The sequence below is a fragment of the Bacteroides galacturonicus genome (genome assembly GCF_003096855.1).
GTDB classification, from domain to species: Bacteria; Bacillota; Clostridia; order Lachnospirales; family Lachnospiraceae; genus Lachnospira; species Lachnospira rogosae.
This window is the reverse complement of sequence record NZ_QEOA01000006.1, coordinates 78445-92825: the sequence shown is the minus strand read 5'-3', so window position 1 is coordinate 92825 and position 14381 is coordinate 78445. Positions and strand designations below refer to the sequence as shown.

The window sequence follows — 14381 nt, the reverse complement described above, 5'->3', positions numbered from 1 at the left end:
ATTCTATTTTACTATAGTACTTTTTTTCCTGTGAGTGGGTCTGTAAGTTCAAGTAAACTCATAATAAGAGCCATACGGATATATTTGCCATTCTGCACTTGTTCAAAATAGGCGGCACGCTTATCGGTATCAACATCAGTTGATATTTCATCAACTCTTGGCAGAGGGTGAAGAACCGGCATATCGGCAGGGGCAAGCTGTAATTTCTCTTTATTAAGTATATAAGTATCTTTTAATCTTATATAATCATCTTCATTAAAGAAACGCTCACGCTGTACCCTTGTCATATAAAGCACGTCAAGCTCTGGGAGTGTATCTTCAAGGCTTCTTACTTCTTTATATACTGATTTATTAGGAATAAGAGTATCTTCTATAAGATAATCGGGAACTTTTAATTCTTCTGGTGATATAAAATAGAACTTATTGTCATTGAAACGTACAAGGCTGTTCACAAGAGAATGTACAGTTCTTCCAAATTTTAAATCACCGCAGAAACCAACAGTCAGGTTATCAAGACGTCCCTTTCTATGGCGTATTGTCATCAGGTCAATTAATGTCTGGGTTGGGTGGTTGTGACCTCCGTCACCAGCGTTGATAACTGGAATTGATGAATACATAGAAGCTCTTAAAGGTGCACCTTCTTTTGGGTGGCGCATTGCAATAATGTCGGCATAACAGCTTACAACACGGGCGGTATCTGCGACAGTTTCGCCCTTGGTGGCACTTGACTGGTTAGCACCGGCAAAGCCTAAGGTCTTTCCTCCAAGGCTTAACATTGCTGACTCAAAGGATAAACGAGTTCTTGTGCTTGGTTCATAGAATAAAGTAGCAAGCTTTTTGTCATCAGCAACGTGGCTGTAGGCTTCTTCATTAGAAGCAATCCTGTCAGCTAAGTCTAAAATGCTTATTGTTTCATCAAGTGTAAAATCAAGAGGGTCAATTAAATTTCTCATAGCCATTCTCCCTTTGTTAAATATTGGTTTCTCTCTGCCCCGACAGATATGAACTGGATTTCGTGATTAAGCAGCTTTTCAAGCTTTTCAATATAATTTCTTGCATTATCAGGAAGTTCATCATATGTGCGGTATTTTGATATGTCTGTAAGCCAGCCTGGCATAAGTTCAACAACAGGCTTGTACATATCTATATTGTCTGTCGGGTCAAATTCTGTTACGACAGTATTTTTATATTTATAACCTGTTATAATAGGGATTTCTCTCATATAGCTTAAGATATCTAATTTGGTTAATGCTATTAAATCTGAATTCTGGCATTTAAGGCCGTAAGCACTGGCAACAGCATCAAATGGTCCGACACGCCTTGGTCGTCCTGTAGCAGCACCATATTCGCCGCCGTATTTACGAAGGAGCTTCTGCCATTCTTCAGACATTGCATTTTCTGCAACAAATGGACCAGCACCTACACAGGTTGAATAAGCTTTTAAGACACCGACAATATGGTTAAGTGGGGCATAAGGTATGCCAGCACCTAAAGGGCCATAGGCAGCTATTGTAGATGAGCTTGAAGTGTAGGGGAATATACCATAATCAATATCCCTCATAGCGCCTAACTGGGCTTCAAGAACTACTTTTTTATTATCAGCTAAGGCATTATTTAAGAAAATGCCTGTATCACATATATAATCCCTGAATATATCTGCTTGTTTTTCACACCACGATAAGAGAGCAGGATATGACATTGGTTCCTGATGATAACAGCCGGCAAGTTCAAGATTTTTTGCATCTAATATGGTTTTAAGCCTTGCTTTAACATTTTCATTATCAAGATGAAGAAGGTCGGCAAGACGAAGTGTCTTCTTGCGGTATTTATCGCTATAGGCATAAGCAATGCCCCTGCGTGTAGAACCAAATGCACTGCCTGTTGCAGATAACCGGTTTTCTTCAAGTTCATCTTGAACCTTGTGCCAAGGCATAGATATAGTGGCATGTTTTGAAAGCTTCAGATTATCAGGAGTTACAGATATTCCTTTTTCTTTGATTTGTTCAGCTTCATTTGAAAGATGTTCAAGGTCAATTACCATTCCATCACCGAGAACACATACAACATCAGGGTGAAGTATTCCAGATGGAAGAAGATTAAGAACGAATTTCCCTTTATCAGTGACTACAGTGTGACCGGCGTTATTACCGCCCTGATAACGGACAACAATATCAGCCTGCTCAGCTAACAAGTCAATTACGCGGCCTTTGCCTTCATCACCCCAGTTAATTCCTGTTACAGCAGTAAGCATATAAGCATCTCCTTTAAAATATAGTATAGGTTGTAGTTGGTAAAATGTAACTTTTAATAATGATAATAAATTTTAGTTGCTTTTATTACCAAGTAAGGAGTATACTATTGAAACAATGATAAGTAAAAAGTATAATTGATATGGTTTTGATTATTATTTGATATAACTGTGATACTTATAGCTAGTGAAAGGGTCAGATTATATGAATGTTAATTATGAATATTATAAGATATTTTATTATGTAGCCAAATACAGTAACTTTACTAAAGCTGCACACGCATTAGGTAACAGCCAGCCGAATATAACAAGGGCTATGAATTGTCTTGAACAGCAGCTTGGCTGTTCGTTATTTATAAGAAATAACAGGGGAATTCAGCTTACTCCTGAGGGTGAGAAGTTGTATACACACGTATCCGTTGCGATGAGCCAGTTATTAGAAGCAGAGGAAGAATTATCTGACAGCTCAAGCCTTACAACAGGAAGCGTATCAATTGGTGCAAGTGAGACAGCACTTAATATATTCTTGTTAGATAAGCTTAAAAAGTTCCATATTAAATATCCGGGAATACGTCTTAAAATATATAACCATTCGACACCTCAGGCAATAGAAGCTGTAAGATCGGGAATTATAGATTTCGCTGTTGCATCTTCACCTGTCAATGTAGAAGCACCTCTTAAGCAGATAATGTTAAAGACATTTAAAGAAATTCTTGTAGGAGGTACTACGTTTACTGCATTGGGAAGTCAGGAATTATCATTAAAGGAGTTAAAGAATTATCCTTTGATATGTCTTGGCAGGGAAACAATGACATTTCAGTTCTATAATGAATTATTCTATAAAAATGGAATTGAATTACTGCCAGATACTGAGGTAGCTACAACAGACCAGATACTCCCACTTGTGAAAAATGAGCTTGGTCTGGGCTTCGTGCCTGAACTTATGGCACAGGAAGCCCTTAGCAAGCGTGAAATTGTAAAGATATCGTTAAAAGAAACGATTCCTGAAAGAAATGTGTGTATGGTATATGATTACCAGCATCCTTTAAATTCAGCGGCAAAAGAATTAAAAAAGATGATTATGGAAGAGTAGGAGATAATGACAGGTATTATCTTATTAAAAGATATGCCGTGTATCCTACATATAGAAACACGCATACAATTCCTTCCCATCTGTTCATAGTCTTTTTGGTTCTTGCAAATACATAAAGAATGACTGCTGACACAAGAAGTATTATACAGTCGATAATTGACTCTGATAATACATTTAGCGGGCAGATTGTTGCAGACATTCCTAATATGAATAGTATATTAAAAAGGTTAGAGCCTATGGCATTACCGAGTGCAAGTCCGCTGTCGCCTTTTCGTGTCGCTGTGATAGAGGTAACAAGTTCAGGAAGTGATGTACCAATAGCGATTATTGTAAGTCCTATAAAATTCTCACTGACACCGAAATCTTTAGCGATAAGACAGGCATTATCAACAACAAGTGTTCCACCAAATATTACAGCAATAAGTCCGCCTATGATAAATATAAGACTCTTAGGCAGAGAAAGTATTTTACATTCATCAGCAGTTTCACGGTTTTTAAGTGCTGATATAACCATAACTGCAATGTATACAGCCATACTGATGAGTAAGATTATTCCCTCAATATGGTTAATATGTCTGTCAAGAAGCATAATGCAAAGAATTGCTGTTACGATAATGTTAAGTGGCATATCTCTTTTTAAAATCTCAGGATTAGTCTTAAATCCAGCCATAAATGCACATACACCGACAACGACAAGACCATTAAAAAGGTTAGAACCTATAACATTGCTTATTGCAATATCGTTGCTTCCAGCGAGTGCGGCATTAACACTTACAGAAGCTTCCGGGGCACTTGTTCCCATAGCAACAATCGTCAGTCCTATAATAACGCTTGGTACCTTCATAATTCTTGCAAGTGACGAGCTACCATCTACGAAAAAGTCAGCTCCTTTGATTAACAGCACGAATCCAATGAGTAGTAATAAATATTCCATATTAAGTCCTTTCCTGCGGCAAAAGAAACATTTATTAATCTTTATACAAAAAAAGCCTTTTACCACATCAAAAAAATGATTGATAAAAGTCTCGTTACTCACTAATAATAACCGGCCTTGCAGCGTGATGACGATTATTATTACATCTAAAGATGCTAACTACTCCCTTTGTTAATATAATAGTATATGGACAAATTGTCTGTCAACAACTAATTATAAAATATAAATTGTGAAAGCAATAATGTACTATGAATATAGATAAAAATGTGGTATTATAAAAACATCATTTAAGTATTTGTGACGACAATAGAATATAGAAATCAATGATAAACTAACATCAGTGAAAGGACAATGCATATGCAGGAGTATGATGAATCATTTTTCAGGGCGAAAGCCAACAAAAGAGCAGGTATAACCTGGCTTGCTCTTATTTTTATTGCGACCATATATTATGGTATCAAGACAAAGAATGGGGAAATTGCAAGGGGATATTTTATAGCATTTACAGTAGTAGGCTGGGTTACTTACATAACAGGATATATAGTATCTATGATTAAGGGTAAGGCAGCTAAAGAGTACAAATGGGTATTAGGTATATGTTATCTTTTATTCTACGCTGTTATAGCATGGACAGCACTCGATAAGATTTCTTATATATTTATTCTTCCATTATTATCAATTCTTATATTGTACAAAGATCCTAAGTTTATAAAGATGATTATGTGGTTTACATTGTTTGTATTAATCAGCAGTAATATTTACAAAGGTGTGGCTAAGGGAATGATGGATTTTGTTGCAAGTGAGGAGTGTGCACTTCAGTTTGCGATTGTATTATGTTGTTTTGCTTGTACTAATATGGCGATAAGACATCTGGTTGAGTCAGATGGTGCACTGACGGGGTCGATTGAATCGGAGCTGGCACAGGTTGTACAGACAGTTGAGCAGGTTAAAGATGCAAGTAATTCAATTGTTGATGGTGTTACAGTTGTAAGAGAACTTGCAGATGAGAATAAACAGGGTGCTAACAATGTAGTTAAGGATATGGGAACACTTGCAAAGAACAATGGTATCCTTAATGATAAGACAGTTTCATCAATAGAGATGACTAAGGTTATTGATACTCAGGTGAAAGATGTATCAGATCTTATGGAGGAATTCTCAAAGCTTATTGAGAAGTCAGTTGAACATGCTGACTTAAGTGCTGATGAGCTTACAGAGGTTGTTGAAATTACTAACAGAATGTCAGCATTATCAAGCAAGATTGAGACTATTCTTGAAACATTTAAGAAGGAATTTGAAAATGTTAAGCAGGAGACAAGTACTATTGAAGGAATTACTTCACAGACTAATCTTCTTGCACTTAATGCTTCAATAGAGGCGGCAAGAGCAGGAGAAGCAGGAAAGGGCTTTGCTGTTGTTGCTGACCAGATAAGAAGCTTAAGCAGTGGAACTCAAGACTCTTCTAACAGTATTATGGAAGCACTTTCACATCTTGAGGCTACATCAGATGAAATGCTTCAATCAATTACAGAAACAGTTGAACTTATACAGCTTAACATTGAGAAGGTATCAACAGTTAATAAGTCAGTATCAGATATAACGAGTGATGCAACAAGCCTTGGTGATAATATAAAGGTTGTTGACAGTGCAGTTAAGCAGGTTGAGAATTCTAATGAGACACTTACTGCTAATATGAATCAGGTTGGCGAAATAATGCAGATAATGACAGAGAGCATTAATAATGCAGAACAGACAACTAAGACGATGCTTAGCAAATATGAAGCAAGTGCCAAGAGTGCAACGGATATTGAGTCTGTTGTCGGCGAACTTATGGAAGAACTTGGTATCGGTGGATTTATGAATGTTTCCGATATAAAGAGCGGTATGAAGTTCAGAATGGTTATTGAAGACCAGACTAATGCCAAGGAAGAATACACAGGTGAAGTTGTTGACAGAAAAGACAATAATGTATACATAAATATTAATAACAGAGCAGCATTTGATGATAAGAGAAGAAATCTTAAGTGTTCATTTAACGCTGTTGTAGATAATGTATTATATTGCTGGAATGGTATAGCAATACATAATGTCAAGGCAGGAGAAAAGGGACAGTTCAAGCTTACTATTGATACTAACCCACAGGTATATAACAGAAGAAAGTATCCAAGAATGCCACTTGACAATAAGTGTACAATAAGCGTTGATGGTACAGATATAACATATTATGGACACATGGTTAATATTAGTGCTAATGGTTTTGCTTTTTCAGTTAATGACTCATCGTTTGAAAATATGAAGGGTAAGAATATTGTTATCGAGATTGATAATTTCGATGTTATTAAAGACAAAGAAATACAGGGCTGTATAATAAGATGTTCTAATGATGAGGGTAATTATATTGTCGGCTGTAGAATGCCAGAGGACAGCAATGAGATTAAAGACTATGTAAATAAGAATTATAGTGAGTAATAAAGCAGGAGTTGGTTGTTATGTCAATTAAGTCAGTTGGAATTATAGGTGCAGGTGCGGTAGGTTCTTATGTTATATGGGGACTTTCAGATGTTAAGGATATAAAGCTTGGAGTTATAGCCTCAAGTGAGAGAAATCAAAAGCTTAAGGCTGATGGCTGTAAGATTAATGGTAATGTATACCGTCCAGAAGTATGGACACCTGACGAAGCCAAAGGTGTTGATTTATTGATAGTATCATTAAAATACGGAGCACTTCCAGCGGCACTTGATGATATAAAAGCTGCAACTGGTGATAATACTACAGTTATGAGCCTTATGAATGGCGTGGACAGTGAGGAGATTATTGCTGGTAAGATAGGTTCTTCACATATGCTGTATTCACTTATCAAGGTAGCTTCATCACATAAAGAAGGACAGGGTTATGTATTTAATCCAGACACAACTCTTGGAATTATATATGGAGAGCTTAACGCACCATTTGACAGTGAAAGAGTACGTATGGTTAAGGAACTGTTTGAAAGAGGTAATATACATTTTCGGGTAACAAAGCATATTAAAGAGGAGATATGGTGTAAGTTCCGACTTAATGTGTGCAATAATCTTCCGCAGGCTATTCTTGGGGCAGGTGTTGGCTGTTACAGGGATAGTGTTCATATGAAGGCAATCAGTGAAGGTCTTCGTAAGGAGCTTGAGGCAGTTGCACTTGCAAAAGGAATTGACATAAGCATTGTTGAGGGTTCTTCCGGCAGGGGCAGTGCAGTCCTTCCAACAGCGAGATATTCAACATTGCAGGATATCGATGCCAAAAGACATACGGAGATAGATATGTTTTCAGGTGCATTAATGAGAATGGGAAAAGAGCTTGGAATTCCTACACCATATAATGAGTACACTTATCATATGATAAAAGCTATTGAAGAAAAGAACGATGGCAGATTTAATTACAATAGTGATAATGAAGAGCTTACGTGGGCGAAATAGTTATGACTGAGAAAGAAAAGAAGAATTCGTGAGTACTAAGAATAAAAGGTCTTTTTCTGATTACAGAAGAAGACCTTTTAAGTATTTATTTTATTAAAGATAAAACTCCAGTTGATACAAGCTTGGTTACAAGCTTAGCCATTTCGCGTGGGGACTCAGGATTATCGCTTGAGAGCCACTGTTCGATAAGACCGACACAGCCGTAAAGTATAAAATTACCGTAATATTTACAGTTAATTGAAAGTTCAGGCGATAATTTACTGATTTCGGTCTGTATGCAGTACATATTATAAAGCTGGTGTATTTTCATAATAAATGAAATGTCACCATTAGGACCTATAAGCACGCGGAAAAGTTCGGCATTATCGCTTACAAATTCAAATATATCTAAGAATAAAGGATAAGGAAAATCCTTTGTATTCCTGGCATTATATTTTTGAAATATCTGTATGAACTTGTCGCTAAGCTCCTGTTCTATAGAGGCGAGCATATCGTATATATCTTTGTAATGCAGATAAAACGTGCCCCTGTTAATATCTGCCAGTTCACATAATTCCTTTACAGTTATGTCTTTGATGTTTTTTTGTTTCATCAGAGTGGAAAGGCTGTGAATAAGCAGTGTTTTAGTTCTCATTACACGTCTGTCTATATTATTTTCCATATATTACCCTTTCTTAAATCTTTCTTAATTAATTGACATATATCAACACAATGTCTATTAATCAACACTTTGTGCAAAACTGATTATTGAGCAAATATTATATGATAATTATAATTATTCTATAAAAATAATCAACACTATGTTTATAAACACAATAAGCAAAATGAAGAAAGGACGGTACATTTAAGAAACTAATTAATAATTAAAGTTTATTGAAGATTATTAGGATATTTAGTGAATTATATGTACAGAAGAATTTATGAAGGAAAAAGAAGAAAAGCAAAAGGGTAATTTTTGGCTTACGGCAGCCACATTTATTGTGAATAAACGTAAAGCAATAGAAATTCTTTTTATTCTTGCGATTATTTATAGTGTGTTATCTATCAATAAAGTACAGGTCAATCAGGATATTACATCATACCTGCCAGCCGATAGTGAGACAAGACAGGGATTGTCTATTATGGACGAACAGTTTGTTACATATGGCAGTGCTAAGGTTATGCTTACCAATGTCACCTATAATCAGGCAGACGAGCTTGTAAGTGAACTTGAGGACATTGATGGAGTTAAGCAGGTAACATTTGATGACTCATCAGACCATTATAAAGGTACAGATGCTTTGTTTGATATTACATTTGATGGAACGGAAGATGAGGATATAAGCAAACAGGCATTGAATGATGTCAAGGATACGTTATCAGATTATGACGTATATGTTTCAACGGAGGTTGGTTCGGAAGAAGATAGTGCGGAATCACTGTCAAAGGATATGAACATTATTCTTGTACTGGCAGTAATTATTATAGTAGTTGTGTTAATGCTTTCAACAAAGGCATATCTGCAAATTCCAGTATTGCTCATAACATTTGGTGTTGCGGCAATTCTTAATATGGGAACTAATTACTGGTTCGGTACTATTTCGTCTATCACCAACTCGATAGCAGTAGTGTTACAGCTTGCACTGGCTATTGACTATGCGATTATTCTCTGCGACAGATTTATGGAGGAGCACGAAACGCTTAATGCAGAAGAAGCGGTAAAGGTTGCACTCTCAAAGGCTATTCCAGAGATTAGTTCATCATCACTTACAACTGTATCAGGTATGGTTGCAATGATGTTTATGCAGTTCAGGCTTGGTTATGATATGGGTATTATATTGGTTAAGGCCATTATTATAAGTCTTATATCAGTATTCTTTCTTATGCCGGGAGTGCTGCTTATATTTGCCAAGGGAATTGATAATACACATCACAAATGTTATGTGCCAAAGATTACAATTGTTGGTAAATTTGCTAATAAGACCAAATATATAATTCCACCTTTATTTATAGTATTTCTTATAGCAGCAGCTATATTTTCAAATAACTGCCAGTATATTTATGATACAAGCTCAATTGTGAGTGCGAAAAAGAGTAATGCTAAGATAGCAGAAGAAAGAATAGAGGATACATTTGGCAAGAGCAACCAGTTAGTTGTTATGGTGCCAAAGGGCGATTATGAGTCAGAGAAGAGAGTGTTAGGCAAATTAGATAATCTAAGCTATGTTACATCAACACTTGGTCTTGCAAATGTGTCAATTAATGATGATTATGTGCTTACGGATAAGTTAAATCCAAGACAATTTGCTGAATTGATTGATATAGACAGAGAAGTAGTTGATGTGCTTTATATGGCATATGCTTATAATCAGGAGCAGTATGGTCCTGTATTTACAGGAGTTAATGATTATGAGGTTCCTATTATTGATATGTTCTTATTCCTTTATGACCAGTATAAGGAAGGTTATGTAACATTAGATAGAGATTTGGACGATAAGCTTAATACATTATATGATACACTCCACGATGCACAGTTACAGCTTCAGGGAAGCGATTATTCAAGATTTGTGCTTAACCTTTCACTTCCTGTAGAAGGTCAGGAAACATACGATGCATTGGAGGAAATCCGTGGTATTGCAGCTCAGTATTATGGCACAGATAATGTAGTCCTTGTTGGTAATTCTACAAGTGACCACGATCTTGAGTCATCATTTGCATCAGATAATATTATTATAAGCGTACTTACTGCACTTTTTGTTATGATAATTCTGTTCTTTACATTCCAGTCAGCAGGACTTCCAGTGCTTCTTGTTCTTACTATTCAGGGAAGTATATGGATTAACTTTGCTGTACCGGCATTACAGGGGCAGACAGTATTCTTTATTGCATACCTGATTGTATCAGCAATACAGATGGGTGCTACAATAGATTATGCGATTGTTATATCTAACAGGTATTTGCAGTTAAAGAAGGAAATGCAGCTTAAAGATGCAATGATTGAGACACTTAACCAGTCATTCCCAACAATATTTACATCAGGTTCAATTCTTACTTGTGCAGGCTTCCTTATAGGTGAGATTGCCTCAGATGCGACAGTTGCTTCAATAGGTGTTGCACTTGGACGAGGTACATTAATATCAATTATCCTTGTATTATTCGTGCTTCCACAGATACTTTTACTTGGAGATATTATTATCGAAAAGACAGCTCTTACAATGAATATTGCAAGACCACAGAAAGAAGTTGCCGGCAGGGTAAGAGTTACAGGACACGTCAAAGGTTATGTACAGGGTGAGATTGATGCTGACATTCAGGGAACATTCCAGGGACAGATGAAGGTATCAGTTGATTCACTAATTCCAGGACGTCAGGGACAGGTTACATATGAAGATACAGATAATCTTTTATTAACAGATAAAAGTGATGGTGTGGATAATACAGAAAATGTTACGAACAATACAGAGAAAGGAGATGAGCAGTAATGGTAAAGCTTAATACAAAATTTAATAAAATACTTGCAGTAATGCTGTCACTGCTCATTATCTTTGCGGCATTTGGAAATATTATTCCATATGTGGTACAGGCAGAGGAAGCTGACAGTGATGTTATAGTAATTTCCAGTGCCAGGGAACTTATTGAATTTGCCAATAACTGTAAATATGACAGTTACAGCAGGGGCAGGACAGTAAGACTTGCTACAGATATCAATTTATCGAATACAGATTTTCAAGGCATACCATATTTTGATGGAACATTTGATGGTGCTAACCATACAGTAAGAAGCTTTAATATCGATTATAAAGGTTCTGATTATGGCTTTTTCCGTTACCTTGGAGAAAATGCTTATGTATGCAATTTTAGTGTATCAGGAAGCGTTAATACATCTGGTTCACAGAAGAATATAGGAGGAATTGCCGGTGTTAATTATGGTACAATAACTAACTGCACATTTTATGGAAAAGTCAATGGTACAACATATGTAGGTGCGATTGCAGGAATTAATAAGCCGGGTGCTAATATAACTAACTGTCTTAGTGATGCTGTTGTTACAGCAACTAACCAGACAGGTGGAATAGCTGGCAAGAATGAAGGACTTATAAGTGAATGTGTATCAAGAAGCCGCGTTAATACAGATGAATTAGCTTCATCACTTGATGTCGGTGGAGTTGATGTTGGAACATTTAATATTACACAGCACGTTGTAGACCGTAACGATATGGGTGGAATAGCAGGTAATTCATCTGGTGTTATTTCATCGTGTACAAATTATGGAACAATTGGATATAACCATACAGGTTATAATGTTGGTGGTATAGCAGGAAGCCAGAATGGAAAGATACTTAACTGTACCAACGAAGGCGATATATACGGCAGAAAAGATGTCGGCGGTATTGTCGGACAGGCAGAGCCTTATATAGAGTCTGAATATTTACAGGACAGAATTGATACAATTCAGGGCTCTGTTAATAATATAAGCAATACATTAAACAGCTTGTCAGATTCAATGAGCAGTGCTTCATCTAAGACAAGAGATTATGCAGAAAGCATTACTAACCAGTATAAGGAAGATGCAGATGTATTATCGGACTCTTTAAAAGAAGTATCTGACTCTATGCAGGATAACCCTGATACAAGAGAGTATTTTGACAATATTGATAATGCTCTTAATAAGATAAAGGACATTCAGGGTGATGATAAAATTTTATCAGACTCCCAGAAAGATGCTATCGATGAGCAGTGGGATATCATTAATGATAATCTTAAGGACATCAGTAACACAATGGCAGATTCGAGTGATACAGCAGAAGACTTTGTAAAAGATGTGTCAGACCAGCTTGGAACAGGCAATATTACAGGAGATATTCAAGGTATTGTAAATGTTCTTGATGAACAGATACAGAATATTTCTGACAGTATCAATACCATTTCTTCACAGATTAACAATATAGGAAGTACAGTGAATGATACAGCACAGCTTGTTACAAGTGATGACAGTCATATAGAAGATATTTCCACGGCGGAAAATGCAAAGAATACAGACGGTGTTATAACTAAATCAGTGAACAGGGGAACTGTATACGGTGACCTTAATGTAGGTGGAATAACAGGAACTATGAACATTGAATATGATGTAGACCCTGAGTATGATCTGGATTTAAGAAGTTCAACAAATGTCAAGCTCCGTTCAACAGTCAATGACATAGTAATATACTGTGTTAATTATGGAGAGGTTACTTCCAGAAAAGATTGTGCAGGCGGAATAACTGGTTTGCAGGAATTAGGACTTATATATGGCTGCGAGGGCTATGGAAGTGTTAAGTCTGAAACTGGTGATTACGCAGGTGGAATAGCTGGTAACAGTGTCAGTTCAGTATCAGATAATTACAGCCTTTGCAATGTTGAAAGTGACAGTTATGCAGGTGGAATATGCGGACAGGGATACACAGTTAAGAATAATGTGTCCATTGCAACAATCAGCGGTGATGGTGAGAAAAAAGGTGTGATTGCCGGAACTACTGATTCAGAAGGAAGCGTAAGAAATAACATATTTGTGAGTGACATTTTAGGCGGCATAGATGATATTAATTATAGCGGTATTGCTGATAAGGTGACTTATGATTATGTTATGTCACTTGATAATATTCCAGAAGGCTTTCATCAGATAACAATAACATTTAAAGCTGATGATTACGTTGCTGGAACTAAGGTAATAGCCTACAATGGCAATATTACAACATCAGACCTGCCATCAATACCAAAGAAAGACGGATATTATGGCGAATGGCCGGCAGATATTACAGTAAGTCCTATAACACAGAATAAAGTTGTTGAGGCAGAATATCACCTCTGGACAGAAAGTCTTGCATCTAATGAGAAAAATGCAGATGGCAAAATATTATTCCTTGCAGAAGGTAAGTTCTACAACGATGACAAGCTTGTAACCAGGACTTGTGACATAAGCGGTCTGTCAGGAGATGTAGTATATGCTTATAGCTGGCAGATATTAAGCTCTCACACAAGCCAGCAGGATACTGTTACAGGGCATTTTCTTGTAGAAGATAGTGATGGCAGCAATGAAATATGGTATGTAGATAAAGACGGCAACAACTGGGTCAAAGCAGACGCGAAAAAGAACGGCAGTTACATAACAGCCGTAATCCCATACGAAGCCGATTTTGCCCTTATACACAAGAGCTCCAACAAAATAATCTACTACATAGCCGCCGCTATAGCCATAATACTTCTTGCCACAATAATAATAATAAAGCACAAGAAAGCCAAACCAACAGGTAAGTAGTAAGAAACAAAAGCCAATATAAGATATGAAAAAATGCTCCCATCCAGCTAACAGGTAAATCCCAATTCACCAATCATCTGGAAAGGAGCATTTTTAAATATCATACCAAAGCGAATAATATACGATATAGTCATAACACTCTACAGAGTTCATCTACAAAGAACAGTGTCCACACGTCACAACAATCTGCACCAAGTTGTGAGCCTATGCTATATTGCAAGCTGGGTACTGTTGAAGCCGCCGGTACTTAGCGGCTATCCTTTAGCCGCTTAGTATCCGCTGCGGTTTCAAGTAGCGGGAGCGTGCCCAGCGGTAATATAGCAGAGCCTCGCAACGTCCGTTAGTAATAGCTGTCCGTCATTCATCACTGCTTTTTG

Annotated in this window: 9 protein-coding genes; 5 read left to right on the top strand and 4 right to left on the bottom strand. The window is 36.7% G+C overall.

Annotated elements, in window-relative coordinates; genetic code table 11:
* Window positions 1-11: 11 nt before the first annotated feature.
* Both pyrB and C7390_RS09130 read right to left on the bottom strand, forming a co-directional pair.
* Complete coding sequence (gene pyrB / locus C7390_RS09135; protein ID WP_022501952.1) at window positions 12-953, bottom strand: aspartate carbamoyltransferase; 942 nt, start codon at window positions 951-953, stop codon at window positions 12-14.
* Window positions 950-2251 carry an adenylosuccinate synthase gene (locus tag C7390_RS09130; RefSeq protein ID WP_055173997.1) on the bottom strand — a complete coding sequence of 434 codons (1302 nt, stop codon included), beginning with the start codon at window positions 2249-2251 and terminating at the stop codon, window positions 950-952. Before C7390_RS09130 ends, pyrB begins: the two co-directional genes overlap by 4 nt.
* Window positions 2252-2453: 202 nt before the next feature.
* On the opposite strand from C7390_RS09130, the gene C7390_RS09125 reads away from it, so the two are divergent.
* The gene (locus tag C7390_RS09125) at window positions 2454-3341 is read left to right on the top strand and encodes a LysR family transcriptional regulator (RefSeq protein ID WP_055306228.1); all 888 of its coding nucleotides are present in this window, start codon (window positions 2454-2456) and stop codon (window positions 3339-3341) included.
* Between the two features lie 16 nt (window positions 3342-3357).
* Here the strand turns inward: C7390_RS09125 and C7390_RS09120 are convergent, their stop codons facing one another.
* On the bottom strand, window positions 3358-4275 hold the full coding sequence (locus tag C7390_RS09120) for a calcium/sodium antiporter (RefSeq protein WP_022501949.1): 918 nt from the start codon (window positions 4273-4275) through the stop codon (window positions 3358-3360).
* A gap of 357 nt (window positions 4276-4632) precedes the next feature.
* Between C7390_RS09120 and C7390_RS09115 the strand changes: the two genes are divergently transcribed.
* On the top strand, window positions 4633-6744 hold the full coding sequence (locus C7390_RS09115; RefSeq protein ID WP_055306227.1) for a methyl-accepting chemotaxis protein: 2112 nt from the start codon (window positions 4633-4635) through the stop codon (window positions 6742-6744).
* A gap of 20 nt (window positions 6745-6764) precedes the next feature.
* Complete coding sequence (locus tag C7390_RS09110; protein ID WP_116444057.1) at window positions 6765-7727, top strand: ketopantoate reductase family protein; 963 nt, start codon at window positions 6765-6767, stop codon at window positions 7725-7727.
* Window positions 7728-7812: 85 nt separating this feature from the next.
* Here C7390_RS09110 and C7390_RS09105 read toward each other — a convergent pair whose 3' ends face one another.
* On the bottom strand, window positions 7813-8388 hold the full coding sequence (locus tag C7390_RS09105; RefSeq protein ID WP_055306225.1) for a TetR/AcrR family transcriptional regulator: 576 nt from the start codon (window positions 8386-8388) through the stop codon (window positions 7813-7815).
* Window positions 8389-8647: 259 nt separating this feature from the next.
* Here C7390_RS09105 and C7390_RS09100 point away from each other — a divergent pair, with 259 nt between their 5' ends.
* The gene (locus tag C7390_RS09100; RefSeq protein WP_116444056.1) at window positions 8648-11188 is read left to right on the top strand and encodes an efflux RND transporter permease subunit; all 2541 of its coding nucleotides are present in this window, start codon (window positions 8648-8650) and stop codon (window positions 11186-11188) included.
* Complete coding sequence (locus C7390_RS09095; RefSeq protein ID WP_116444055.1) at window positions 11188-14004, top strand: GLUG motif-containing protein; 2817 nt, start codon at window positions 11188-11190, stop codon at window positions 14002-14004. The genes C7390_RS09100 and C7390_RS09095 overlap by 1 nt, the downstream gene beginning before the upstream one ends.
* The last annotated feature ends 377 nt before the right edge of the window (window positions 14005-14381 follow it).

Bases quoted from the DNA above. Each gene is read 5' to 3' on its own strand.
- C7390_RS09115 (WP_055306227.1), top strand. From the start codon at position 4,633: ATGCAGGAGTATGATGAATCATTTTTCAGGGCGAAAGCCAACAAAAGA.
- C7390_RS09100 (WP_116444056.1), top strand. From the start codon at position 8,648: ATGAAGGAAAAAGAAGAAAAGCAAAAGGGTAATTTTTGGCTTACGGCA.
- C7390_RS09125 (WP_055306228.1), top strand. From the start codon at position 2,454: ATGAATGTTAATTATGAATATTATAAGATATTTTATTATGTAGCCAAA.
- C7390_RS09095 (WP_116444055.1), top strand. From the start codon at position 11,188: ATGGTAAAGCTTAATACAAAATTTAATAAAATACTTGCAGTAATGCTG.
- C7390_RS09120 (WP_022501949.1), bottom strand. From the start codon at position 4,275: ATGGAATATTTATTACTACTCATTGGATTCGTGCTGTTAATCAAAGGA.
- pyrB (WP_022501952.1), bottom strand. From the start codon at position 953: ATGAGAAATTTAATTGACCCTCTTGATTTTACACTTGATGAAACAATA.
- C7390_RS09105 (WP_055306225.1), bottom strand. From the start codon at position 8,388: ATGGAAAATAATATAGACAGACGTGTAATGAGAACTAAAACACTGCTT.
- C7390_RS09130 (WP_055173997.1), bottom strand. From the start codon at position 2,251: ATGCTTACTGCTGTAACAGGAATTAACTGGGGTGATGAAGGCAAAGGC.
- C7390_RS09110 (WP_116444057.1), top strand. From the start codon at position 6,765: ATGTCAATTAAGTCAGTTGGAATTATAGGTGCAGGTGCGGTAGGTTCT.